Origin of the sequence: Pricia mediterranea (assembly GCF_032248455.1) — a bacterium.
Taxonomy (GTDB): Bacteria; Bacteroidota; Bacteroidia; order Flavobacteriales; family Flavobacteriaceae; genus Pricia; species Pricia mediterranea.
On sequence record NZ_JAVTTP010000001.1, the window covers coordinates 1,590,171 to 1,616,253 of the forward strand.

Below are 26,083 nucleotides of genomic sequence, written 5' to 3' on the forward strand. Positions count from 1 at the left end.
TATGTTAGGAAATAGAAGAACTGGTCTTGTACCTACTGAGGACGACATTATCAATAACTCAAAACCAAATCACTTGTACAGTCATGAGTTTGAGAAAGGAAGGTTTTTTCAAGTAGTACATGAAGATGAGGAAGGATTTGAAATAAGGCTGTCCACTAGAACCATGCTTAAGGCCGTATATATAAAAGAGAAAAATGATATTGAGGGAATTGAAATCATTAAACTTATTGGAAAGGATAAGAAGCAGAAAGTAGGTTTTAGCAAATTTAATTTAGCTCAACTCAAAGCTTTTTTGAGTTTTTTGAATCAAACTGATTTATCTGCGATTTCCGAGAAACGAATCAAAATTGCCGATTCTGAACTTACCCCTGAAAATATCAAACTTATAAAAACACTTCTTGCCAAAGAAGGCGGTCAACAGGTCGTTGAATCAGTAATAGAAGAAGGAATCATCACATCTCGTGATATCGTAAATGTAGCATTTAGGAAAAGAGGCCTTGACTATTTTGAGAAATTACTATCAAATTCAGAATATTGGAAAGAGTATAGAGATCTTATTGACTTACCGAAGGCAAAGGAAGAAACCACTTGGCAAGCCTTTTTCGAACGTAATCAATGGATTTTAGGATTGGGAATAGACTATAAATTTCAAAGGATACTAGAAAAAGAGGGGAATGTTTCAGAACAAGATTTGTCTGGCGGCAATGCTGTTATCACAGACTTTTTACTATCAGACTCTAAATTTGTAACCTTCATTGAGCTTAAAAAACCTACTACACCTCTTTTTGGAAAAGATAAGAATCGTTCAGGAGCCTGGTCACTTTCTAGAGATTTACAAAACGCTTGTTCTCAAATTTTAGAACAAAAAGCGGCTGGACTAATAAAGTTTGACAAACCGCAGGAAGATAGCAAGGGAAATTTAATTGTTGAAAAAGCATATGATTCTAAGACTATTTTGATAGTTGGTAGTTGGACTGAATTAGAAAGTGCTGAAAATTATCAGGAAGCCAGAATCAAGAAGAAAACATTTGAACTCTACCGAAAGAACAGTCGAAATGTTGAAATATTGACCTACGATGAATTGTATAACCGTGCTGAATTCATCGTTAACAGGTTAATTAGAAAGAATTAGGGACCAAAAAAAATCAAAAGTATCCTTTAGATATGCGACTAGCATTAATTTATTTAGATTATCACGAATACTTAATTCAAAAACCTCAAATTATCAATTTGGGTGGTCAATTCATCTACAGTCTTGAAAAGACTGGAAACAAAGTAGAGGTTGACAGAACCTTAAATGAAGATTATATAGAAGGCTTCTTCGACGTCACCAATTTAGATTCTAAGCTTTTAAACGTAAATGCTATAGTGGGTCAAAACGGGGCCGGCAAATCATCAATATTTGATTCCATTAGGAGATTGTTCATTGAAAATCCTTATGCATTGCCTTCAAACAATATATACTTATTTTTTGAAACGGCTACCGGAAATGAATTGAAGACGGTGAGTTCTATTTGGGACGTTGATCAAGAAACGTTAAGTTTTGTGACCAGAGACGATACTTTTTCAATAAATCAAGAAAGGTCAAACAGCAAATTTAAAACTATATATTACTCTCCACACTTTGATTATCGTTACAATCCAAGATTTGATAATGTTGATAACTACGATATCTCATTCGATAAAGTTTTACAAGAAGATATTCGTGATTTACAGAATAAAACTACCGCAGAATCCAGTTTGAACTATTCGGTCAATCAGGAGTTGACTTTTAAAAATTCGCTACGTCAAATCGCGTTCCTGTCTTCAGATTTAGTAAGTAAGGACAAAATTTTTAAAAACCTATTTGATTTTCCAGAATTTGGCGAGGCTAGATTGTTGATTAACGGATACAAGGTTGGTGGGGAATGGAATACTCCCAGGGCATTTAGACCAGCTCTTAAAATAATAAAGGAAAAACTAAAAAAAGAACTAGATGATTGGCACCTAGTAAGAAAATTTAAATCTCAGAGTCGAGTCTCAAATCAAATAGAGGTAAATAAATATTTATTGAAAAGGCATATATTAAGAGATGTTTTATCCGTGCTTGAGAGACAGATGGAGAAGCAAAATCATTACTTATCGGAGGGAGAATTCTCATACACAACATTTACCCGGGATAGCAATCATTTAGATGCTTATAACTCTTTTCTAACCTTTATCAATAATTCAAAATTGAAATTCGGATCTGATGAGATACAACCTTTTCTAACGATACCAATTTCTAATCTTTTGGAAAAATTGTATTCCCTAATTGAAAATATTTCTGAAGAAGGCAAAGTTGAAACCAATGTTTTCTTCGTGTCCAATGAACAGGCGGCGATTATACTCAAGTATCAAAGGGAATTCTTAATAAATGTTATTAACTACTATTCTTCTTTTATCAAAAAAAGCAAGAAAATAAATAAAGGAAGTTTAATTGATGGATTTATTAATTATATGCCATCAAGAAGAAGGCTGAGTTCGGGAGAGCTGGCTCTATTAAATTTTTATTCTAGATTATATGATTTTCTATTTAACAGGTTAGGTGGTGAGACTAAAAGTTTAGATGAAGCTGAAAATTACATTTTGTTGTTAGATGAGGCCGACTTGGGGTTTCATCCCATATGGAAAAAGAAATTTGTTAATTCAATGGCTAAAACAATTCCATATTTTTTTAGTTCTCTCGAGAATTCCCCCACAGTTCAAATTTTATTTACGACTCACGACCCTTTAACACTGTCTGACCTACCGAACAAAAACATTATTTACTTGAGAAGAAATGCAATAACGGAAGAAACGGAAGTTTTGGAATATAGTGATTCATCACATCCGAATAAATCCTTTGCTGCAAATATAACAGACTTATTAGCAGATTCATTTTTTGTTGAAGATGGACTTCTTGGTGATTTCGCAAAAGAAAAGATTAATAAAACCATAGATTGGCTAAGAAATAAAGATGACTTGAACAATTCAAATTACCATAAAAAAATAATACAAATTATTGATGAGCCTATCGTTCAGCAAAAGCTCTCAGAAATGTATTCTGAGAAAATGGAAGTTGATTTTTCAAAGGAAATTCTAACTCAGCAAATCGAAAGTCTCAAACAAAAATTTAAAAATCAGACGGGCAACGAGTATGATTCACTTTGATTTAGCATCTAAACCTAAAGTCATTTCTATTCACTTTAATTCTCTATATAAAGATTACTTGATAGAAAATATTCATTCTTCTACAATAAATGAGGAGTTGAAAAAATTTATTGAAGATAATCTGTACGAAATTATTACTGGGACGCCTGAGATTCTTAAAAAATTAAATACCCGATTTAAAAGGCTTAACTCATATTCCACCAGTAAAATTATGCAGGGAAAGATTAGGAATATTTTTGATTATAAAGGTTTCAGAAAGAAAAGTGTAACGCTTTATGATGCTTATGATTTGGCAAAAAATCTTGGTATTCGTACTTGTCTATATTGTAATCGAATGTATACCATTACAGTAGCAAAAGGAACAAAAGCCAATCAGAAAATAACACGCCCACAGTTTGACCATTTTTTTGACCAGGCTAAAAATCCACTATTAGGATTGTCTATTTATAACTTGATCCCTAGCTGCACTATTTGTAATTCTTCTTTGAAGGGAAGAAAAGAATTTACACTAAGTAGTTATATGCACCCATATATTGACAATTATATTGATGAATATACTTATAGGTTTATCCCTCATGATGTTTCATCCATTCTTGGGGGAAAATCAAATTTAGAAGTTGAAATTGGTATTAAAACAAGTCAGTTGAGTGATTTAGGAAAAATTAAAAAAACGTCTGAGCTATTTAGGTTATCCGAAGTAATGTCTGGCCATTCTGAAGAGTTGAGGGATTTGTTTGATATTAGATACAGATTCTCGCAACGATACTTCAAGGAGCTTTTTATAACTTATCATAAACTAGGACTTTCATATGAAGATGTTTATAGAATCGTCTTCGGTGTTCATTTAATCGAAGATCATTTTAATCGAAGACCCTTTAGTAAGCTTAAAAAGGATATCCTTAAAGAATTAAATATTATAGCATAAAAAATATTTCAATCATAAAAATTTTCAAAAGTCAATTAAGTATTATATCGTGAGTAAACACATTTTTTTAAAAAAATTCATTAAACAGTTCTATAATAAGGGAGCTAATAAGAGAAGAACACAAGAAAGAAGTGCTCATAAAATTGCTTATACTGCCAATCTTTGCTTATCTACTTTTGATAAAAAAATACACTTTGAAGATCAAGAAATTTTTAAAGCTTTTGAAAAATGTGGCTATACGCTAATGAATTCAGAGGGAGAATTTACATGGGAGCGTTTTCATTCGAATCATACACTTGTTTTAACAGATAAATTTTTAAATATCAATGTCCAATCCAACAAAGATTTAAGGTCTTCTAGAATAAATAGTTACCCGCCTAACTGGAGTAAAGAAACTAAAGTTAGAATAGACAATTTAAAAACTGATTTACAAGAGTTTTGGTTACAAAATAACCATTTGCTTGAGAATTAAATACTAATATTAATGGATTTCGAGCAAGTTACAGAGGAACATATACTTAAAGGGATAGCAGATTTTAATCAAAAAGGTATGCCTAATGGCTTTGGTCCATCTTCAACATATGACTTAGTATATGAAGGCAAAAGATATCCGCCAAAGGCCGTTATGGCTTATGCCAATTATCACGCAATTGGTAGAAAAATAGAGAGATACTTTAAAGGCGGCCTTGGTACAGATTGTTTCAATGCTTTTGAGCGCAATGGGTTTGATGTTGTTCCTAAAAATGAAGATGCAGAAAGCTTAACCGTTAAAAAGGAATTTGCTAGGTGGTTACTGGAAAATGCTACAGTTAATTATCAACCGTATTACGGTAGAACAATTGATTCTGTAACCGCTAAATTAAATGAGATAAATGAATTTTTCGATAAAGATTTGTTCTCAGTTAACAAGAACAATTATAAGGAAATGATTTCTTATATCAAGTTTAAAAACGGCAAAAAAGAACGCATAAAAAATAGGGTATTCTATGATTATGACAGAAAACATGGTAAGGGAAGACCTATTGCTATCTTAGGTCATGAAAACTATTCAAAATTTTTAAATGCATACTTTTCTGGAAAGAATGATAATTATATAGATTTAGAAGAAGCTTTACAACCATTTATTAAAAAATATAAAAGCATAATTACAAGCTTAGAAGACTACAGCGAAATTTATAAGTGGGAAGCAATACAAAACTTTCAAAATCATTGGGATTTAGAATCAACTAATTTTATCTCAATGTTGGAAACTTCTTTCCCTGGAAATGAAAATTTATGGGCGGGAAGTCATTTCCTGCCCATAAATATGCTTAAAGAATTTGCCAACATCGATAAGGATACCGTAATAGAGGCCTTAAAAGATCTGCTAGACGAAAAACAGGATCTTCAGCAACGCATACCAGCTTATATCTCTGTCATGGACCGCCTACTTAATAGTAATAATGAGTCTTCGGGGAGAAATGATAAATCACATTATCAGGACGCAAGGGCTATAAGTTTACTATTGGCTTTCAAATATCCTACTAAACATTCCTTGTTTAAATATAGTGTACTTAAAAAGTTCTGTGAAGAATTTGAATTAGAGTTTCCAAAGGCTGGGCATGTTGTACAGCAAATTTTGGTCAATAATGAAATCAATCGAGCTGTAAAGAAGGTTCTTGTCAAGGATGATGAGCTTATTCAAATCCACCAAAATAGATTAACACCTCATTCTTTTAAGGAAGATGATGATAACATTCTTACACAGGATTTTATTTATTCTGTTTTTGCTTATGATAATCCACAGGTGAAATATTATCTAGGTGGATCATTTTGGAGTGATGAAAAACCCAAAAGTCAAACTGAAAGATTTGTTAAAGAGGGTATTTGGGTGAATGGTTATAAGGATAAGTTTACTGAATTTGTAAATGCAATTCCTGTAGGTAGTCAAATAGCTCTTAAAAGCACCCACAAAAGAAATAATATTCTAGAAATCTTTAATGTAGGTACAGTTTTAAAAAATTATAATGACGGACAAAAACTTGATGTGGAATGGAAAACAGATTTTAATTCGTTCAAGTTGCCCTTTACAGGTGGTTACTGGGAAACTATTGTTGAAGTAACAGATTCCGACCATATAGATCAAATATTTAATCCCAATTTAAAAGCTATGAACATTAGTTCTATGGATATAAAAATTCCATCTAAAAAAATTCCACTAAACCAAATACTTTATGGTCCTCCTGGAACTGGTAAAACTTATAATACGGTAAATCTTGCCTTAGAAATATGTGGGGAGACGATTCAAGGTTTAGACAGAAAGGCGATTAAGAGAATGTATGATGAAAAGATAATGGAAGCTCAAATAATCTTTTCCACCTTTCATCAAAGTATGTCTTATGAAGATTTTATAGAAGGTATAAAACCTATAGAACCCGAAAAAGATGGAGACCCTGTTATCTATACAGTAATAGAAGGCATCTTTAAAAAAGCTTGTATTGAAGCTTCATTCAATTTTGCACTAGATAATAATGATACAGAAACTGATAAGGTTTTAGATTTCTCTTTGGCATACGATAATTTCATTCAGAAATTAGAAGAGAGATTAGCTTCTGAAAGCGAGGTTGAACTTGAAATTAAAAATGGCGGTAAAGTATATGTTGATAGTATTTCTTCACAAGGTAATATTCAAATTAAACATTTAGAGGGATTAAGAACATATACCGTATCCAAAACCAGGCTTTCGAAATTGCAAAAGGCAATTACCAATTTAGATGAAATCTCTAATATAAATGATTCATTTAGAGCGATTATAGGCGGTAGTAACTCAACTGCTTACTGGTCGGTTCTTAATGCCATTCAGAAAGAAAATCATTTTGAGAATAATTTAAACAACATAGAACGAAAGTACTCGCCAGAAGAAAAAAGAGAGGCAGTTAAAGAATTAGATAAAAATATATATAAAGGCAATACCGGCAAACCTATTGTGCTGATTATAGATGAAATCAACAGGGGTAACGTTTCAGCTATATTTGGCGAATTGATAACACTAATAGAAAAAGATAAAAGACTTGGTGCCGATGAAGCATTACTGGCACAATTACCCTATAGTAAGGAATATTTTGGGGTGCCGCCAAACCTGTATATCATAGGTACTATGAATACTGCTGATAGAAGTGTGGAAGCCTTAGATTCAGCGCTAAGAAGAAGGTTCAGTTTTACAGAAATGCCGCCATTACCAGAATGTATTAGAGAATACGGAAGTGCTGATGATGGAAATATAGATGATATTGATTTGGTTAGACTTCTGCAAACCATCAACAATCGTATTGAAAAGTTGTTGGATAAAGACCATGCTATAGGACATAGTTACTTTCTTAAAATAAAATACTTGAAAGGCCTCAAAGCAGTTTTTGCCAATAAGGTTATTCCTTTATTGCAAGAATACTTTTTTGGGGATTACGGTAAAATTGGGTTGGTTATGGGTTCTGGATTTGTAGAATCAGTCCAAGGTGATAATGATGAAAAATTTTTTGCACCTTTTGAAGATTACGAATTAGGTTCATTAGTAGAGCGAAAAGTATATAGAATAAAAGATGCTAAAAAAATGAGCAATGAGGAATTTAAAAAAGCGCTACTGCAACTTTTAGGATAGAAAATTGAACAAGAACAACCACATCATTGTATTTGAACATGAGATTCTAAGAATAGATAGAGGAGAAAAAAGGCTATCTGAAACTCAGTTAAAATCATTGCACCAATTTTATGGAGAGTCTGGTGTGCCCTATTATTCTTTGGTTCATAATGGCGTAAAGTTTTGTGAATACGTTGGGGTATTAAAAGTAGGAGACACTTTAATTGAAATCTTGCCAAAGATTGACAGAAGTATCACCGCATCTGAAGAGAGCTGGCGGAAGGTTTTAATAGATATGTTGCATGCCGTTGGTCTATTCCAATTGAAAGCACCTACATCTGGCAGTCTCAAATTAAAAACGAATTCAATTCTTGATTTATATTTTGAACTCTTTGTGAGTGAGTTAAAATACTTACTTCGACAAGGACTTGTCAAAAAATATAGAAAATCCGAAGGCAATAGTACGAGTCTAAAAGGCAACCTCAAATTTAGTAAGCATATAAATCAAAACTTGGTGCATCAAGAGCGGTTTTACATTCAATATACGACCTATGAAACCAATCATCAACTGCATTGTATTCTGTACAAAGCCTTAAAACTATTAGTTCATATAAACACCAATGAAAGTATACAAGGCAGTCTCAAGTCTTTAGAATTAGATTTTCCAGAAATGCCCGATATAAAGGTCTCCGAAGCAACTTTTAATAAGGTAGTTTTGAACCGTAAAACACAGGGTTACGAAAAAGCGATTCAAATAGCCCGTTTGTTATTATTGAATTATCACCCGGATGTAAGTAGGGGCTCCAATCATATATTAGCCCTAATGTTTGATATGAACTTATTATGGGAACAATTTGTCTATGCCAGTTTGAGAAGACATAAAAAAATAGAAACGACCATAGCTGCACAGAACACAAAGAATTTTTGGAAGCCTACCGCTGGGTATAATTCAAGAATGAAACCAGATATTGTATTGAACAAGGGTAAAGAAAACTGTGTTGTTCTGGATACAAAATGGAAGAATATCAAGAACTATAATCCATCGCCAGAAGATTTACGGCAAATGTTCGCTTATATGAAATATTATAAGGCCAAGAAAGTTGCCTTAGTATACCCTGGCGTAAATAACAGCTTAAGTTATGGTCATTATTATGATCACTTAAATGCTCATGATGACAAATTGGGAGTAGAGGAATGTAGTGTTATTTCATTAGCCTATAATACCAATGTAAAGGAATGGCAAAAAGATATAAATAGTCAAATTGAAAAGTGGGCTTAAGTTGTTTTTTCAACCATTATACAATTTCAACAAAGCAATCCCTCGAAAAATCTAGATGCTCATTCAAATCAAGATATCCCAATTGGTTGCTAAGCATGGTAGTACCTCCTAGTTTGATACCGTTGCCAAGGTTCCTATGCACATGGCCGTAAATCCAGTAATCAATATTTGATTTTGTTATATAATCGGTTTTATCAACAATAAAGGCATCGTTAAGCAAACTGCCCTTGAATTCTGGGGAATTACACAATGGCGTTGGTAAATGATGGGTAACCACAACCGTTTTACCGCTATGATTTTCGAGGCTTTGATTCAAAAAATCAAAAGCCTCCGCATGAAGCTGATTGAAATCATCGACGCTCAGCCGTCTATCACCCATTCTTATTTTATAGAAGTCATTGACCCCTCTAGATACCGAATTTCTATTTTCAGCATGTACATGGCTCCAAAATGTAGAAAAAAGTAGCGTTAGGTCGTCTATACGTACAGAATGATTATTTAGAAAGAACACGTTAGGCTGCAACTCCCATTTAAAAGGCTCTTTATGCAAAGCCAAATCATATCCGCCATAGTATTCATGATTACCGGCTATAACATAGGTTTGATTGTAATGGTCAGATGCCCATTTAAAAAAATCAAGATGTTCAAAATCATTTCCTAGATAATAGGTATCACCAGCAACAATGAGAATCTCCCCTGAAGGTATTAAAGAGTTATTCGCTAGCCATCTTTTGTTTTTGGCAAACTCTAAGTGCAGATCGGAGCAGTATTGAATTCTCACTATATTTCAATTTAGAAAAAGAAAAGTAAGAAGATAAATTGATTTTATTTCATTTAACAATGAATGCAAATATCAATTGTAGGGTATTGTAAAATGCTGTAAAGAAGTAAAAAAGAGGCAAAAATGCAGCACGATTGCAGCACGCTGATTAACTTTTATTTAACATTACCATTTTTATAACATTGAATATCAAATACTTATAAATAAAAAAGCCTCGAAAAATCGAGGCTTAAGCGGTCTGGACGGGACTCGAACCCGCGACCCCCTGCGTGACAGGCTTCCCGTATACTGTTTATCACAGCCTATTTTGATATTTTACACTTTCTATTTTACTGTTTATCAATATTTTAATATTTTATGTATTCATTTGAATTCAATTAGCCTCAACTATTTTCGAGAGTAAATCGAGAGTAGAAATCAAATGGAATCGCTATCTTACATCCAAAATTGAGCTAATGGCCAAGATAAGACTAATTCTCGACACTCGCACTCGGTCAAAAAGCCGGAAATCGGGACTCTACCCCGTAGTCCTAAAAATTATCCACCATAAGGTTGGTTTGATTTATATGGGCGTGCGTACCTCAAAATCCGGATGGGACGATAAATATCACCAATTGCGCAAATCGGCTTATGAGAATAGGAATTTGAACTGTGATGATGAAAACAGACGGCTAAATGGGAAATTCTATCAAGCGAAAAGTGTCGTGGATGAATTGGGGGATAGTGTCGAGCATTTGGATGTCAAACGATTGAGGGAATATATAGAAAAAGCTTGGGACGAAAATCCAAATTCGGAGCTTAAAAAGAAAGTTGAAAATGAAATTTCCCTGGAAACGTGGGGCCAAAGATTGATACAGAGGAAACGGGCCGCAAATCTTCCGAATACGGCTAAATGGCTCCGTGGCGGAATTAATGCCATTGTTTCGTTCAATGACGGAAATGATATCATGTTATTTGATATTACCGTAAGTTTTCTAAAGGACTTCGAGGCGTATCACCTGAGCAAGGGGAATTCCAAAAACACCATCAGCATCTATCTTCGGGCTGTCCGTTCAATTTACAACAGTGCAATTTCGGAAGATCGGTTTACCCCTCTAAAGAATGTGTTCCAGCACTATAAAGTCCCGAGAACCAAACGTACCAAGAAAAGGGCATTGTTAAAAGAGGAACTCCGGAAAATCAAAGCATTGAAATATCCTGAGGGTACGGTGATGTGGCATGCATATAATTATCTTTTTATAATGTTCTACTGCAGGGGAATGAATTTTATCGATTTGGTCAAGATAAAAACAAAGGATTTTAAGGATGGTAGGTTATCCTATGGCCGAAGCAAGACCGGTGAGCCGTTTTCCATATCTATTCCAAATGACCTTCAGAAAATAATGCAATATTACATTGAACGAAAAAAACCGAATGAATATCTTTTCCCCAACTATAATGATGGTAGCACCGAACAATTTCAAAAGTACAAATCCCAACGTCGAAGAATGAACGAACGCCTAAAGCTCATGGCGGAGGATGCAGGTATTACAACGGAGCTAACAACCTACTCCATCCGACATTCTTGGGCCACAATAGCGAAGTACACCGGAATTTCCACAGCCCTGATAAGCGAAGGCTTGGGCCATAGTTCCGTGAAAACTACGGAGGTATATCTAAAGGATTTTGAGAATGCCGCTTTGGATGAAATTACGGAGAAGGTCGCTTCCATAATATAACATCGTTCGGGCGATTTCATAGAAACCTATTTCGATGAGCTGGTTCGAAATACTATAATCCAGCCTAGGCATCTTATTTCCATTTTTCCCAGTTCATCGTTACTCTACCTTAATCCTTTCCCAGCCGTGTCGGGGCACGTTCTCGTACCTATCTACATCCATCAGCATTAGAACATACCTGCTTGGGTAACGATAGCAAAGTTTTAGGTAATATTGGCTGGCCTCCAGGTACCATCCCTTCATTCCGAGAGGTTTCTGGGTCACTTTCATATTTTCAAGGGCCTGTTCATAGCGATGCCTACCGATTTCCTTTAAAAGTTTTCGGATTGTCTTTAGGTCATAATTGCGGTAAATTATCATAGCAATAGGATTTAATCCAAAATTATGGAATTAATCCAATACCACATATTGCTAACTCAACTTTTAGTGGGTTTATAGACCAGCATTTTTTTGGTGTCTGACCAAAGCAGAAAGCGTGGCACAGTAACGGCTACAAAACGCGGATAGTTGAAGGCGCAGTTTGGGCAGAGAGAGCTAGTGCTCAAACTTGATGTCTCTTCCATTTTATTGCACTCGATAAAATTAGAACAAGGTGCCCTGCTCATTAATTTCGGGATAATTCACTCGTTCGATTGCCCGGGGTGTATTATGGTCGATACCCTTTTTATACATATCTCTGGTCACGCTGTAGGCTTCAAATTCCTTATTCGTGAAACCTGATTTCATTAGTTCCTTTACGTGCGGCTCCTGCAAATCCGGTTGGAGCCATTCCTCTTCGAAATCCTTATCAAGGACCAAGGGCATCCTTCTTTTTTTATTGTGTACTTCGGCAAAAAAGTCGTTGGCCTCAACGGTCAGGATAGTGGTGCTATATAGGCCATTATCCATTTCGGAGTACAGGCCAGCAAAGAAAAAAATACCATCATTCTTGTAGTGGCAGAAGTAGGGATAGGCAACCCCCTTGTGATGATGGGGCTCGAAGAATCCCGAAGCCGCGATCAGGCACCTATTGGTCAAGGGAAACTCCTTGAAGGAGCGTTTCTCGAAGATACTTTCCGACCGGGCGTTGTTGGTATAATTTTTCTTTAGAAAGCTATTTATATCCCGGCTCATGGCCCAAGAAGGGACCAGGCCCCATATAGCGGGAACGATTTTATCATTTTCCTGCTGTGGAACGATGTACAGGTTATGGTGGGTAAAAGCCGATTGATAATAATATGGTTCGTACACTTCGGGATTCGCGAACTTTCTTCGGATTCTGGCCTCTACCTCGTCGTATTTTTTGTCAAGCGTTGTTGTATAGCACATATTAGAAAATTACTGCTCGTGCTCGAATTTACCAAAATAAACACCGAACTACCAAATTTGAATAAGGCTATTGTAGGACTGTCTGTCAAGTAAAGTGGTGGCCGAGACTTAGACATAAATTAAGATTCTTGGCCCAATCAGCGACCATTTTGTTGCTAGTAATAATATCAAAAAATTACGTTTACCAAAATTGTTTAATATTTCGTAATTTAGAAATATCAATTATCTGTTTAACAGCAACATATATTTATTATGGACGTAATACTACCAAAAGATTTACAATTGCGAGAAAATGCAGACGAAGAATTTCAGTACTGCATCAATGAGCTAGAATCGCATACAATTTTACCTATAACAATAACAAACATTGGTGGTGAAATAATTATCAAAGAATACTGTCTACGGTACCCGCCTGAGTGGGGCAAAATTGTTGAGTGCAAAGAAAATCGAAAAAACCCTATCAATCTCAAAATAAAAACCTCCGCTGAATTTACAATATCGTTCGTTATTCCTGAATTTGAAACATCAATAGGAATATTTGGTATTAAAATTTACGATACTGAAAGCCAATGGGATACTAGGTTCAAAATTTTCAGTCCACCTTCTCTCATGTCCGAAGGAGAAGAATCAAATATTAATTACAGATCTGATTATTATCTAAAAAATATGTAGACACAATGGCTATTCAGCAAGATTATCAAAATACTATTAATTCAATAATTTCGCGAGATGATTCAGTCGAAAAAAAAATGAACAAATTAAAATTTGAATCAAAATTTAGGAACTATCTCTCTAACGGTCTAAAATTTATAGTAGCAGCTTTAACACTGATTATTGGATTTAAAATTTTTAATGAGGACACTTTGATAGAGAGTTAATTTCTTAGGAATAACTATTCCGGAACTACTTTCTCTTATTTCAGCAATTTTATTACTTCTAGAATCATACTTTATTGACCCTAATAAGAAAATAGAAATACTTACAGCAGCAAGTAATTCTTTATACCGCTTGCTAATTGACAGAGGAGTAATTTACAACAATTTAGAAGCCGAAAATAAGCTCAGAAGTGTTAAAACAAATTTTCAAGGCTATGATCAAAAATATTTGAACGATTTAATTAAATTGAATAAAGGATATGGTGACGTTTATGGGGAAATAAATAAGGCAATCGCTACACGACAACCCGCATTAAATTTTGCTGAATTCAAATTAATCAGACAATGAATTACTTGTGTAACCCAAAATCATTTGCATATTTCTATTAGCGCGTTGAGACGGCTTCTAAGTGATATGATTTCGCTCCTACGTTCCTTTGAATTTACAAGAAATTCAGATAAAGTTTTAAACGCTTCTAGTTCTTTTTTTATACTTTCCTTGCTCTCTGCTGGATTTTTAGAATGTTCGTGTAGGTTTTCAAGTTGGTCTGCATAAATTTCGATTACATCCTTTAATGACTTTATCTGTTTATCAATATTTATTTTCATATGTATGTATTAGAAGTTGATTTTCCTTACTCAAATTTATCAAAATCTCTTCCAGTAAAGTCCAATTATAAGCATCCACTAAAATCGCACCTATAAAAATACAAAATTGTTGCCTATTTTCACTTGGTAATATGCTCAGCAAACCCAAAAACCATCCCATAAACATTGTAGATATCGGCAATCTCTGAATGGCCGGCATAAGGGTCGTTATAGAGGTAGGCACTTTCGGCGGCATCGAATTTCTGCAGCGTGGCCAGGTACTTGAACATTTGGAACCCGTCCACGCGGTCGTCGTTACCTGCCGATATGATGAGTGCGTTCGGAAGTTTTGTGTCCAGATCCAGGTTCAACAAAGGATCCATGGCATATAGGTCGCTCCTTTCGGTGGAATCCTGTGCGCTCCCGAATTCGAGATGGTAGTTGTTGGAAAAATTGCCCTGCTCCAGTCGGGACGGATTCAGGATGGGCATTTCGCCGATAAAACCGCTAAAAAGTTCCGGAGCCCCGTTAATGGCCATACCGCCCGCGACACCTCCCCCGCTCGGTGACATCAGGACAATCCCGTCCGCGCTGGCGTAGTCCTTTTTTATCAGGAATTCCGCAGCGGCGATAATGTCCTTCCAACTGTTGCTTTTGGTGGCCTTTTTGCCCGCTTCGTACCAGTCCACCCCTTTTTCCCCGCCTCCCCTGATGTGTGGATAGACCAAGGTTCCCCCATTGGCCACCCATGGGAGGTACAGCGGACTGAAACTAGGGGATATTTTCTCGCCAAAGGCGCCATAGGTCGTCATGATCGTGGGCCGGGCACCTCGGTACTCCGGATTCGTGATAATCGATATGGGGACCATGACCCCGTCTTTGGACATATATTCCGTTTCCGTTACCCGTAGATCGTCGAACTCGGTATACACATTCTTGGCGCCGAAATTATCAAGTGCAAAAGAACCGTCGGGTTCCAATCGGTACCGTTTTAGATCGGATACCCATCCCGCGGAGTAGGCCCAAAGGATGTCCGCTTTCGGTGAGAGTATCTCCAAGTGGATTTCTCCCGATTCCTGGGGCATCTTCAGCTCCACCGGATTTCCGGGCTCTTTTAGATGGTACAGTTTCGCCTTTACCCCGTTCTTTAGGGTGCTAAAGTAAAGTCCGTTGGAGTTGACGGCAAAATCGGATATGGTCTCCCCTTCAGGAGATTCCCTGACCAATTTAGGGTTCCAGCCGCGTTTGGTCAGATCCTCTTTTGAAAGGTTAAAACTCTTGGATGTGCCGGAGATGAAATAGAAGGTACCCTCGACCTGTTTAAAATTGGACGACAATACCTTGTCCGATTTGCGGTAAAGCGGCCTCCATTCCGGTGTACCCGCTTTAAGCGTTTCCCAATCGGCAATATAGGCATCCCAGTAATCGTCACTTGTCATCATCAATCCGATGGGATGGCTCTCATGGCTCGAAGTGGCTATAATCGATGGATAGGCCTTCGGATCGTCGGCATCGACCAGTTCCGAGCTAAGCACGGGAACTCCGAGCCCTTCACTGCCTATCAGGTACAGGTAGCTTTCGGCATTCTGTTTGTAACCGTCAACATCGCTATCTATAACCGGGAACCTGGTGTAGAGGAAACCGGAACTGTCCGGAAGCCAGCTGATCCCGCCAAAGCCCGATGGGGAGGAATTCGTAAATGGTTGGTGCAGCAATTCCCCGGTCTCCGCATCCAAAAGGAGCAACAGACCGGTCAGTCCGGAATAATCGTTGAACTCTACCCCCAAGTACCTCCCGTCCCATGAAGGAAGATAATAGCTGATGTAGTAGGAAGTGCCGTTCTTCCGGCCAAGGCTGTCCGTCGAGATCAACAGTTTTTCGGTTCCATCCTTACGGTCGTAGGAATAGAGCGAAGTCACATCCCCGTCAATGGCATATTTAAGGTAAAAAGCACTCCCATCCTCACTATTTCTGAACATATACGGTGCACTCTCGTACCTGTTTCCGATATCCTCCAAAATGGAGGTCCATTTTGACTTTTCGGGAAGGGACCAAAGATCCTTCTTGGTTTGCCGGCTTTGGGCCTGTACCCAGTCCGACAAAAGGGAATCCGACATGGTCTCCATATTCCTAAAGTGGTCCTGGTAGGTTCTGTTCCCGTCCGACATGATCGCCATTTCATAGGGCAGCATAGGATTGTTTTGGCCTGTCCCGGATACGGACTTTTGGGCCGGACATGAACAAATCGATAAAACAGCTAGAATTGCGAATACCTTCATAGTGGTAGCGATAAGATTAAGCCCCGTTTCCGGGGCCAATAAACCCGTTCCTTACATCTTTTTGCCGAACGGAGGCCTTAACCCGCCCGTGGGTCTCCTGGGACGATCTATCGGGGGATGTCCTCCCCTCAATTCTTCCTTGTTCTTCAGTTCTTTGTTCTTCAACGCCGAAATCTTACTTGCATTTTTCATAACGCTAGGTTTTAAGTTAATACTAATTTATAGTGTAAGGTATTAAAAAACATGTATTTGGATTCGGCCATTTTTTAAATTCATGTGCCATTTTATAAAATGGCAGTTATTGGCTTCCCCTTCTCCTACGTTTGATCTGGTCAAGGTAATCCCTCGGTTTGATCTTTAAAAACTTTTCAAAAGCCCTATTGAAGGCCCTCAATGAGGTGAATCCATAGAGTTTGGCAATATGCTCGAGGGTGTATATCGATATCTTAGGATTTCCGGGCATATCGGCGAATGCAAAATGTACGCGCCGACTGTTTATATAATCACTATAACCTCCATGGTTGGTATTTAAGTAGCCTGAAAGGTAAGTAGTGTTGGTCTCCGCGGCGGCGGATAGCTTCTGCAGCGACAGTGTAGGATCAAGGAAATGCTTCGCATTTTCGAATTCCCTAAGAAAACTGTCCAGTTGCTGTGTCAGTTCAACAGGGAGGTCGTTTCTTTTTTGCCTCGATTTTTTGTTCCCGTCCATCGCCCTTAGGTAGGTTTCCGGATTTCCGATCGCTTCCTTTAAACGTTTTTTATGGTGGAAGTAGCGTCCCAAGAAGAACACGACCGAAAAAATCAACAGAACGGACAGGGCAATGACAAGATAGGTCAGGTTTCTTTTCGTGGCCCGGGCGGCAAGAAGCTGGGCCCGTCTTTCCTCGAACAGGGGCAGATCGTAATTTTTGTCCACCATGGAAAGTAGTCCTTTTGATTTCGATTCCAGGATACTATCGGCATCCATGAACTTTTCGATATAGGTCAACTGTTTTTCCCCGTCGCCGTCATTCAAGGCATCCTTGTAGAGCCTGAACCAGACATTCTTTATTTCCGGAAAATATAGTTCGGGCTCCCGGTCCAGGGAAGCGATTTTACCGAAATAGAGCAAGGTACTGTCCGGGTTCCCGATCGCTTCGTGCGCAAGGGCGGTATAATAAAAGGAACTGCCAAGGTTTATCGTATCGATGGCCAAGTCCCTGGCCTTTTTCAGGCTGTCCAACGATCTCCTCAGATTCCCCCGCAAATAGTGGGAGACCCCGTTCAGGCGTAAAAAGGAGTCGTAGTTGAAGGTATCCTGTTTTTTTAGTGATTCCCGTATTCCAAGAGCGCTGTAGTAGGACAATGAATCGCTGTTCTTCAATCGAAAATGACAGTTGGCTATGTTAAAATATAGCGCCAGACTATCTTCCGGTCGCATCTTGCGATACCTGTGGAGCAGTGCCAAGGACTCCGAGAATTCACCGGTCATGAATTTGATCGACGCCAGGGAGGCGGTGGTCATCCTGATGTAATATTCGTTATTCGTCTTCAGGCTGATCCATCGGGCCTCGAGGTCATAGCTCAGGGCCTTATTGTAGTCCTGTGCCTCAATGAAATAGTAATTTGCATTTGTGGTCAGTGCGAAAAGTTCCTCATCGTTGTTCAGGCCTTTCGTCGAATATACAAGAGAATCAAGGTAGGGGAGGTTCTCGGGAGGGCTCCTAAAAAGGTAGTTCCCATAATGGGCCCATGAGACCGAAGAGGAATCTTTTGCAAGCCGCGCCATTTCGGTCAAATAGTTAGATAGGGCTATGGCATCGGCACTATCCTTCTGAACATATATCAGTTCCATGATACTGGCCAAAGACCTGCTCCTTAGCGTATCGGCCTGCCCCATGAGCTGCAAGGAGATAAATAGTATCACAAAAATGCACACCTGAGTCCTTTTCATAATTCAAAGATCATTGAGGTTTTTGCGCAGGCCCATGAACAGCTTTTTAAAGAGGGTATTCTCTTCAAGGACAATCTCGCAACGCCCCGATAAGGTTCCTTTCCCGCTCATCCTATTTTTGAGGGCATTCACTTTGGAATCTATTCGTACATATGCAGGATAGTAGGGTCCGTCCGCCCGTTTGGGGGACGCCGATATTTCCGTAATGACACCTTCCAGAATCCCCCACTCCTCGAAAGGGAAGCTATGAAGCTTGATCATGACCTTTTGGCCTTCCCGGACATTCCCGGCATTGCGGATCGGGACCTTCAGTATTCCGATAAGGGGTGATTCCTGATCCGGTAGGACCTGGAAGATATCCTCCCCATCATCGACCCATTGGTAAGGCGACCGAACGTCAAAGAAGGACACCTTGCCGTAAACGGGACTGACAACAAGATTCTTCTCCTCCCATAACGCTATTTCCGACAGCACCTTTATCGATGAAATTTCCATCTCCGTAAAACGGCCCTTGAACTTCTCGTTGGTCCGATAGGCATCCGTAGTGTAATCGGAACGTAAGCGGTTTACCTCTTGAAGGCTCCGGTTGTATTCCAACTGTGATCTTTCCAGTTCGGATCTTGATATCACCCCCTTCTCAAATAGGATCTGCATCCTTGAGTGGTTCCGCGCTACCAAAACGTTCGTATGTTCTGCCGTCCGCATCCGTTTGAAAATATTCGAAAAGGCATCACTTTGGGATATCCTGATACTATCCTCCATAAGGTTTGCAATGGTGTTGCCATAAAAATTCTCTATTGTCTTTATGTCGTTGTACGCCCCAAGGTATTCGCTGTACGCCCGCTGTAGGGAGCCGATCGATACCGGCCTGGCGAACCCCAGTTCTTCCGGGACGGTCTGTTTGGAAACCGCCTCCTTGATCGCCTTCAGGTCTCCGTATTCGGCGGGGGTGTCGAACTCGGCCAATATCCGGCCGGGATAGACCGAATCGCCCTGCCCGACCAGGAACTCAGCGATCTGGCCGGTGCGTTTTGTTTTCAGGACAATTGGGGGAAGAACCGGCATGACCTCGATGCGTGCCTGCATAACGTCCCGGTACTCCACGATCAGGGAGGCAACGAGAACGATACACAGAATGCCTGCGACAATTTGGATCCCGATCCTTGCAAGCCTACCGGGAGGCCTTCCTATAAAATCCTTGCTATCAAAGTCCATATTACAACTGGTTGCCGATCAATCGGTAATAGTGTCCCTTGGAGGCCAAAAGCTGGTCGTGCCGCCCTTGTTCCAGGACTCCCGTCGGACCGATGACAACGATATTGTCGGCGTTCCTTATCGTTGAAAGTCGATGGGCAATCGTTATTGCCGTTCTGTCCCCGAGAAAGTCCTTGAGGTTGGCGATGATCTGCCTTTCGTTTTCTGAGTCCAGGGCACTTGTCGCCTCGTCAAGAATTACGATAGGGGCATCCTTATAGATGGCCCTGGCAATAAGTAATCTTTGCTTCTCGCCCCCGCTCAGCTGTATGCCGTTCTTACCGACCTTGGTATGGATGCCATTCGGCAGGGAATTGACCATATCCCCGAGGTTCGATAGTCTTAGGCTTTTCAATAGTCTGGCATTGTCGACCGGTCGCTCAGAATCGGATTCCGTAAGGTTGTTCAAAAGGGTGTCGTAGAAAACATTTCCTTCCTGCATGACCACTGCCACCTTGTTCCTCCAATAGTCCTCGTTCAGTGCCCCCAAAGAAATATTGTCGATAAGGATCTCCCCCGTATCGGGCGGAGCGTATTTCAATAGCAGTTTTAGGATGGTGGTCTTCCCTGTCCCACTGGTACCTACTATGGCGGTGGTCTTATTGGGCGGGATGTAAAGGTTAAGACCTTCTAGCCGGAACCGCGAACCATGGTCGTACGAGAAGCTTACATTTTTAAATCGGATCGAGGGTGCGGCGGATATATACTCGATCTCCTGCCGGTAGGTTTTAGGGGCGGTAGCGTGCACCTCCCTCAACCTGGCGTACGCCAGTTGCGCTTCCTGGTACTTTAGGACAAAATCGAACAGTTCCCTTAGAGGGCCCTGGGTCTGGGCGAGAATATACTGGACGGCCAGGAGCGTACCTAACGAAAGTTCGTCCCTGACCACTGCCATGGCCCCGATGACCATGATAATTATGTTCTTGGATTCATTGATAAACCGTGACCCGTTGTTTAGGTATTCCTCGATGGACAGGCGTTGGATGTTGGTACGGAAAATTTGACGCTGGAACCTTTGCCATATCCTCCTCCTTCTCCTTTGGGAACCATTGATCACGATGTCCTCGATATTGTCGAAGAGTTCCAGCAGAATATCGGTGTTCCTGATATCGTTGTCGAAAACCGCGTTGTCGATTTTCTTCCGCTTCCTGACGAACAGGAGTATCCATAAAAAATAGGCCAGCGTCCCAAAGAAAAAGAACATAAAAATAGTCGTGTCGAAATAGGCCAGGATAAGGCCGAAGACCATCAGGTTGAACATCGCGAACAGGGTGTTGGCGGTATTGTTTCCGAGGAACGAGTCGATGGTCTCATGGTCGAACACACGTTGCAAGAGGTCGCCGCTCCTTTTTCCCGCAAAGAATGAAAGCGGCATCTGAAAGAGTTTATAAAGATAATCCGTTACCATTCTGTAATTTACCCGGCTGACCACGTGCAGGGTAATCCAGTTGCGGACCGAGCTGATCAAAATGGTGCAAGCGAAGAAAAATAGCTGGGCGATCAAAACGGTGTAAACAAAACCCACATCCTTTGCCAGGACCCCGTAATCTACTAGTCTTTGGGTCAAAAAAGGCATGGCGATGTTGATCAAGGCGACCATCAACAGTCCGATCAATAGCTGCCGAACATGCGCCCGGTACGGGGCGATATAGTTCCAAAGAATGCCAAGGTTCCCTTTGGCGGGCCCGTTGCTGTCCAGGGAATAGAAATCCATGGTAGGCTCGAAAAGTATCGCGGTACCCGTAGAGGCCCCCGTCATCCAGCCTTTTATGAACCTTTCGTGGGACAGTCGCGAGTTACCGGATGCCGGGTCGCTAATATGTACGTGCCTACTACCTACCCGGTTTACGACGACGAAATGCTCCTGGCGCCAATGTGCTATTAGGGGAAAAGGGGCCTTTTCCTTCAGGTCATCGAAGGTGATCGATACCGGCAAGGTGTTGATGTGGTAGCTCTCCGCCGCTTTCTCCAATTCCAGAATGGACACCCCGTTCTTGGTCTGACCGACCCGTTCCCGTATTTCGGCCATATCACGATACACCCCGTGCTGCATCATCACCATGGACAGGGACGAGGCGCCACAGTCGGAGGCGTCGAATTGTCTTTGTAAGGGATATCGTTGTCGGAACATGGGTCGTTGGTTTGCTGCCGATTAGGCTTAATAAGGTACTGTCCACTAGATGGGATTTCCTAAAAAATTGGGTAAAATGCTACCAATCAGGGATGACCCGATCCTTTGCCTATCGCATTCCGTCTTAAAATGAGATGGAAATCAATGGTCTGTCAATTACCTCTTTATTGAAAAACCGAGCAATTCGAACACAGATTTCCACAATTGTTCCTACCGATCCATAAAACTGAATCCTTTTTTATTGAAAGGGATTTGGCCGGTTTTTCAGGGTCGGATGCAAACAGTATTTTAGGGAAAACCCGGTTCGCCATTGTTACCGGGACCTTGAACTTTTAAAGGGATGGTCTATCAAAAGTTATTGGAAGATTTTGAGGACACGTTGAGGGAAGCGAAGAAAAAGGCTGCCGGAACGATGCAGGAGGCCGTGGCCGGAATCAAGGTTTGCCAAGATTTCCTGGATATGATGAGGGGGGCAGTGGCGGAGCATGGATTCAAGAACGCAAGCACGGAGATCGACTTTTTTAAAAACGTTAAAAGTGGTCCGTTGAGCCGACTGATCTATTACACGGAGGTACGCTCATTCGAAATGAACGTCCCCAAATGGGACGAACAGGCCAGGTCGGAATACATCAAGGCCGAGATCGACCGTATCAATTCCTTTTTGGAGGATAATCTGGATTTTCGGTTCTACATGGACAGCGGGGGCAACGATAGGGACGAAAGATTCTTCACAAGAAAGTTTCTCAATGCCGCACCCATCAGCCTCTCCGGACCCTATTACAGGGATTCACTGTTCAATACTTCCCACGATGGACTGTGGGCAAGGGTAATGGGACAGGAACTGTACGGAAATTTTCTGAACGACCTTGTCTCCGAATTGTACCGAGTACCGAACGAATCCAGGTCGGAAACCAACGCCACCGAGTACAGATTCACCATGCCCGCCACCGCCGCCATAGAACTTATCTACGCCTTGAAGCTGGCGGGATTCATAAACCACGGGGATTTTGAGATCAAGGCTTTCGTGGAATTCTTCTCCGAGACCTTCAACCTGGCCATTAAGGATCCCTACGGACTTTTCAAACAGATCGCCCAACGGAAGACCGACCGGGCAAAATACCTGAACAGGCTAACGGATGCCCTGTTGTCCGAACTCGAGACACGTGACGGATATATCCCGTAGTATCCTCCCGATGTTCTTTCATCTTATGGGAATATTCCCCTTGCCGTAATCGGGAATGTACGGTTTTGCCGTGCCAATATCCGTCCGCCCGAAAAACTATCCTTTCGTTATCCAGTGGATAGATCGTTCCATGCTCTTGGCCCATATTTGCCCTGTAACCGCGAACCTTGTTTGCATCAAAATCGATAGATATGGGCGCATCCGTAGTAACGACCGAGGACCTTATGGAATTCAAGTCACAACTCCTGTCGGAGTTCGAGCACCTGATGGTCGAACATACCCACCCCCGTCCCAAGACCTGGATCCGTTCCGGTGAGGTCATGGAACGGCTGGGCATCAGCCATGGGACCTTGCAGAACCTGAGAAACAAAAAGATCATCCCCTGCTATAAGGTGGAAGGGCTCCTGTTCTACGATTCCCTCGAGATCGATGACATATTAGCGTCCAACAAGGTGCGGATAAAGCGAACGGCATGAACTATATCAAGCACCTGAACGCCGCCTTCCATCGATGTTACGCCGACGACCGTCTGCGCCCCGGACATGTCAGCCTGTACATGGCACTGTTCTTCTACTGGAACCTACACCGTTTCGCCGAGGTGTTCTACGCCAATCGGACCGAGATTATGAAAATGGCAAAAATAGGTTCCCGCTCCACCTACCACCGGTTGATCAAGGAGCTTTCCGAATGGGAATATATCGAGTACCTGCCGACCCAAAGCCCGGCCCGAAAAACCATGGTCAGGTTGTACCATTTCCGTACTACCGATAGTACAGTAACGGGACCTACCGGTACACTTATGCAACGCTACTGTCCCAAAAACGTACCACCTACCTTATATACTAAACAAAACAAACAATATAAACTCTCTGAAGAAAGAAAGCCGAAAAATGAAATTGAGGTAATCGATTTTTTTAAACGGAAAAATTGGCCGTCACTGGATGCCAAAAAATTCTACAACCATTACCAAGGGGTCGGCTGGAAGGTCGGCAAGGCGCCCATAGCGGACTGGAGGGCAATCGCCGGGAACTGGATGTTGAAGGCGGATGAAATAAAAAAAACGGCGGCCATGAAAACAGTCGCCAAAAACGGGGACCATCTCATGACCCAAAACCAAAAGGACTATGATGAACCCCTCTAAGATCAACGAAGGCGGCAAGGTCTATTCCCTTGGGGAACTCGACGGGACCCGGGTTGACTATGATTTCTCCAAAATCCTCCGATACCTGAACGCAAAGGGCAAACTGCTGTTCGGCAAAAAGTTCCATATCTGGGAGGAAAACCTCGATATCGTTTACCGGTTGAGCGTTTATATGATCAAGGACACAGAAACCTGTGAAAAGCTCGGGATCGATCCGGAAAAGGGCATTCTGCTGACCGGCCCCGTCGGGTGCGGGAAGACCACGATCATGAAGCTGATCAGGCATATCGTCCCCCATATCAGGCCCTATGAGATCATCCCGGCGCGGAACGTCACCTTCGGCTTCAACAACATCGGCTACAAGATCATCGAAGATTACGGGAACAACGGGCTCTATTGCTTCGACGATATCGGGGTGGAGCCCATCGGAAGGCACTTCGGGAAGGATTGCAACGTAATCGGCGAAATCCTGCTCTCGCGGCATGAACTCTTCTTGAGGGCCCGGACCAAGACCCATGGAACGACCAACCTCAATGCCGACGAGCTCGAGGAGCGGTACGGGAAAAGGGTACGGAGCCGGATGCGGGAAATGTTCAACCTGATCGCCTTTAAAAAGGACGCAAAGGACAAAAGACAGTAACCGGCTCTTTCATCCAAGATATTACAATTTAAATACTCAGACCTATGAAAATCGCAACCTTCAATATTCAGAACCTTTTCCACCGTCACACCGAACTTCTGCAGGAGACCCATTCGAAAAATTCAGGGGACTGGGTCGCCCAGCTGGACAGTTTGTTACGGAAGCAACCAAAAAGTCAGGGCGATAACGAACGAATCCATGAACTGACCTTTTTGCTCGGCTTCGACAGCACGCAGAATTTGCCCTATGCCCTGTTGAAAAACAAGGGGGGAGACCTTTTTTTCAAGAAGCAGGGAATTTTAAGCGAGACAAAAGCCTCCTTCCTAAGCGATTGGGAAGGTTGGGTAAAGCTTATGAACAGGCCATTGCACGAGAAGGCGATCTTTAGCAAGGCTTATGTAATCGCGGAGACCGACCCGGATATCCTGGTACTGCAGGAAGTGGAGGACCGGTCATCGCTACTGGAGTTCAACGCGGAATTTTTGCCCCTGCTCAAGATTTCGCCCTACGAGGAGGTCATGGTGTTCGAGACCAACGACCAAAGGGGACTGGGCATGGGAGTCATGCTCAAGAACGGTTTTAGGATGTGTAGCCTTAGGAGTTATCTGAACGAACGGGATTCGGAGGGCTTTAACTTGTTCGATCTGGACTGTCAGGAATATGAAATCGCGATGCCTCGCGGGGAACGTGTCCATATCCTGTCCAACCATTTTTCAAGCGACAGCCGACAGCGTAAAGAACAGGCGGAATGGGTGGCCGCACGATACCGTGAAATGTTGACAGAGGGCAAGAAGAATATTCTGATATGCGGTGCCCTGAACGATGTATCCTACAGCGACTGTCTCTCTCCTTTGCTCCGGGAAACGGAATTGAGCGATATCGCTCGGCACGACCGATTTAAGACCGACACGGACAAAGGTAGGGGCGGCGGCTATTTTCGATTGGGTGCCTATCGTATGGGCGTCAATATCAAACAGAAGGATTACCTGTTGTTGCCGCCCGGCCTGTCCGAAAAAGTGAGGTCGGCCGGAATGAACCGAAAGGGAACCTGGCTAAATCGAAAACCGAACTGGTCACTGTACCCTTCGATCGCCAGCAAGCATCATGCCGCTAGTGAGCATCCGTTGGTGTGGGCCCGAATACATGTCTAATCTAAAACGCTTTATACTAAGTAATTGAACATTGCGAACTACTGTTATCGGTAAATAACACAGCTGAGAAATCGACAAATAAGAATACACAACTTTCGCCTACTAGAAATACA

The 26,083-nt window shown here is 41.1% G+C and carries 22 protein-coding genes; 13 read left to right on the forward strand and 9 right to left on the reverse strand.

Annotated elements, in window-relative coordinates:
• The first annotated feature begins 1 nt into the window (after position 1).
• From RQM65_RS06650 to RQM65_RS06675, 6 genes are read left to right on the forward strand one after another with little or no spacing between them, the layout of a single operon-like run.
• Entirely contained in the window at positions 2-1,132 is a 1,131-nt protein-coding gene (locus tag RQM65_RS06650) for a Shedu immune nuclease family protein (RefSeq protein WP_314013604.1), read from the forward strand.
• Positions 1,133-1,164: 32 nt separating this feature from the next.
• Positions 1,165-3,171 carry an AAA family ATPase gene (locus RQM65_RS06655; protein WP_314013606.1) on the forward strand — a complete coding sequence of 669 codons (2,007 nt, stop codon included), beginning with the start codon at positions 1,165-1,167 and terminating at the stop codon, positions 3,169-3,171.
• Positions 3,158-4,096, forward strand: a complete 939-nt coding sequence (locus RQM65_RS06660) for a hypothetical protein (RefSeq protein ID WP_314013608.1) — start codon at positions 3,158-3,160, stop codon at positions 4,094-4,096. Before RQM65_RS06655 ends, RQM65_RS06660 begins: the two co-directional genes overlap by 14 nt.
• A gap of 49 nt (positions 4,097-4,145) precedes the next feature.
• Positions 4,146-4,568, forward strand: coding sequence for a hypothetical protein (locus tag RQM65_RS06665; protein WP_314013610.1), 423 nt, complete (start codon positions 4,146-4,148; stop codon positions 4,566-4,568).
• A 12-nt stretch (positions 4,569-4,580) separates the two neighbouring features.
• On the forward strand, positions 4,581-7,730 hold the full coding sequence (locus RQM65_RS06670; RefSeq protein WP_314013612.1) for an McrB family protein: 3,150 nt from the start codon (positions 4,581-4,583) through the stop codon (positions 7,728-7,730).
• A 4-nt stretch (positions 7,731-7,734) separates the two neighbouring features.
• Positions 7,735-8,988 carry an McrC family protein gene (locus RQM65_RS06675; protein ID WP_314013614.1) on the forward strand — a complete coding sequence of 418 codons (1,254 nt, stop codon included), beginning with the start codon at positions 7,735-7,737 and terminating at the stop codon, positions 8,986-8,988.
• A gap of 16 nt (positions 8,989-9,004) precedes the next feature.
• On the opposite strand, the gene RQM65_RS06680 is transcribed toward RQM65_RS06675, so the two are convergent.
• Complete coding sequence (locus tag RQM65_RS06680) at positions 9,005-9,769, reverse strand: metallophosphoesterase (RefSeq protein WP_314013616.1); 765 nt, start codon at positions 9,767-9,769, stop codon at positions 9,005-9,007.
• Between the two features lie 455 nt (positions 9,770-10,224).
• Between RQM65_RS06680 and RQM65_RS06685 the strand changes: the two genes are divergently transcribed.
• Positions 10,225-11,487 carry a tyrosine-type recombinase/integrase gene (locus RQM65_RS06685; protein WP_314013617.1) on the forward strand — a complete coding sequence of 421 codons (1,263 nt, stop codon included), beginning with the start codon at positions 10,225-10,227 and terminating at the stop codon, positions 11,485-11,487.
• Between the two features lie 99 nt (positions 11,488-11,586).
• Here the strand turns inward: RQM65_RS06685 and RQM65_RS06690 are convergent, their stop codons facing one another.
• Together RQM65_RS06690 and RQM65_RS06695 are read right to left on the reverse strand one after the other, a co-directional pair.
• Positions 11,587-11,847, reverse strand: coding sequence for a hypothetical protein (locus RQM65_RS06690; RefSeq protein ID WP_314013618.1), 261 nt, complete (start codon positions 11,845-11,847; stop codon positions 11,587-11,589).
• A gap of 222 nt (positions 11,848-12,069) precedes the next feature.
• Positions 12,070-12,795 carry an SOS response-associated peptidase gene (locus RQM65_RS06695; protein ID WP_314013619.1) on the reverse strand — a complete coding sequence of 242 codons (726 nt, stop codon included), beginning with the start codon at positions 12,793-12,795 and terminating at the stop codon, positions 12,070-12,072.
• 252 nt (positions 12,796-13,047) lie between these two features.
• On the opposite strand from RQM65_RS06695, the gene RQM65_RS06700 reads away from it, so the two are divergent.
• On the forward strand, positions 13,048-13,467 hold the full coding sequence (locus tag RQM65_RS06700) for a hypothetical protein (protein ID WP_314013620.1): 420 nt from the start codon (positions 13,048-13,050) through the stop codon (positions 13,465-13,467).
• Positions 13,468-14,039: 572 nt separating this feature from the next.
• Here RQM65_RS06700 and RQM65_RS06705 read toward each other — a convergent pair.
• The 6 genes from RQM65_RS06705 to RQM65_RS06730 form a co-directional block, all read right to left on the reverse strand.
• Positions 14,040-14,279, reverse strand: coding sequence for a hypothetical protein (locus RQM65_RS06705; protein WP_314013622.1), 240 nt, complete (start codon positions 14,277-14,279; stop codon positions 14,040-14,042).
• Between the two features lie 119 nt (positions 14,280-14,398).
• Positions 14,399-16,450, reverse strand: coding sequence for a prolyl oligopeptidase family serine peptidase (locus RQM65_RS06710; RefSeq protein ID WP_314013623.1), 2,052 nt, complete (start codon positions 16,448-16,450; stop codon positions 14,399-14,401).
• A gap of 138 nt (positions 16,451-16,588) precedes the next feature.
• Complete coding sequence (locus RQM65_RS06715; protein ID WP_314013625.1) at positions 16,589-16,729, reverse strand: hypothetical protein; 141 nt, start codon at positions 16,727-16,729, stop codon at positions 16,589-16,591.
• 106 nt (positions 16,730-16,835) lie between these two features.
• The gene (locus RQM65_RS06720; protein ID WP_314013626.1) at positions 16,836-18,470 is read right to left on the reverse strand and encodes a hypothetical protein; all 1,635 of its coding nucleotides are present in this window, start codon (positions 18,468-18,470) and stop codon (positions 16,836-16,838) included.
• A 3-nt stretch (positions 18,471-18,473) separates the two neighbouring features.
• The gene (locus RQM65_RS06725; protein WP_314013628.1) at positions 18,474-19,685 is read right to left on the reverse strand and encodes an HlyD family secretion protein; all 1,212 of its coding nucleotides are present in this window, start codon (positions 19,683-19,685) and stop codon (positions 18,474-18,476) included.
• A 1-nt stretch (position 19,686) separates the two neighbouring features.
• Positions 19,687-21,855 carry a peptidase domain-containing ABC transporter gene (locus tag RQM65_RS06730; protein ID WP_314013630.1) on the reverse strand — a complete coding sequence of 723 codons (2,169 nt, stop codon included), beginning with the start codon at positions 21,853-21,855 and terminating at the stop codon, positions 19,687-19,689.
• Positions 21,856-22,195: 340 nt separating this feature from the next.
• Between RQM65_RS06730 and RQM65_RS06735 the strand changes: the two genes are divergently transcribed.
• The 5 genes from RQM65_RS06735 to RQM65_RS06755 all read left to right on the forward strand — a co-directional run bounded on the left by RQM65_RS06735 (position 22,196) and on the right by RQM65_RS06755 (position 25,970).
• Positions 22,196-23,038, forward strand: coding sequence for an RteC domain-containing protein (locus RQM65_RS06735; protein WP_314013632.1), 843 nt, complete (start codon positions 22,196-22,198; stop codon positions 23,036-23,038).
• A gap of 191 nt (positions 23,039-23,229) precedes the next feature.
• Positions 23,230-23,514 (forward strand): helix-turn-helix domain-containing protein, encoded by a 285-nt coding sequence (locus RQM65_RS06740; RefSeq protein WP_314013633.1) that lies wholly within the window; start codon positions 23,230-23,232, stop codon positions 23,512-23,514.
• Positions 23,511-24,179 (forward strand): hypothetical protein, encoded by a 669-nt coding sequence (locus tag RQM65_RS06745; RefSeq protein WP_314013634.1) that lies wholly within the window; start codon positions 23,511-23,513, stop codon positions 24,177-24,179. Before RQM65_RS06740 ends, RQM65_RS06745 begins: the two co-directional genes overlap by 4 nt.
• Entirely contained in the window at positions 24,163-24,819 is a 657-nt protein-coding gene (locus RQM65_RS06750; RefSeq protein ID WP_314013635.1) for a P-loop NTPase family protein, read from the forward strand. Before RQM65_RS06745 ends, RQM65_RS06750 begins: the two co-directional genes overlap by 17 nt.
• Before the next feature lie 44 nt (positions 24,820-24,863).
• On the forward strand, positions 24,864-25,970 hold the full coding sequence (locus tag RQM65_RS06755; protein WP_314013636.1) for an endonuclease/exonuclease/phosphatase family protein: 1,107 nt from the start codon (positions 24,864-24,866) through the stop codon (positions 25,968-25,970).
• Positions 25,971-26,083 lie beyond the last annotated feature (113 nt).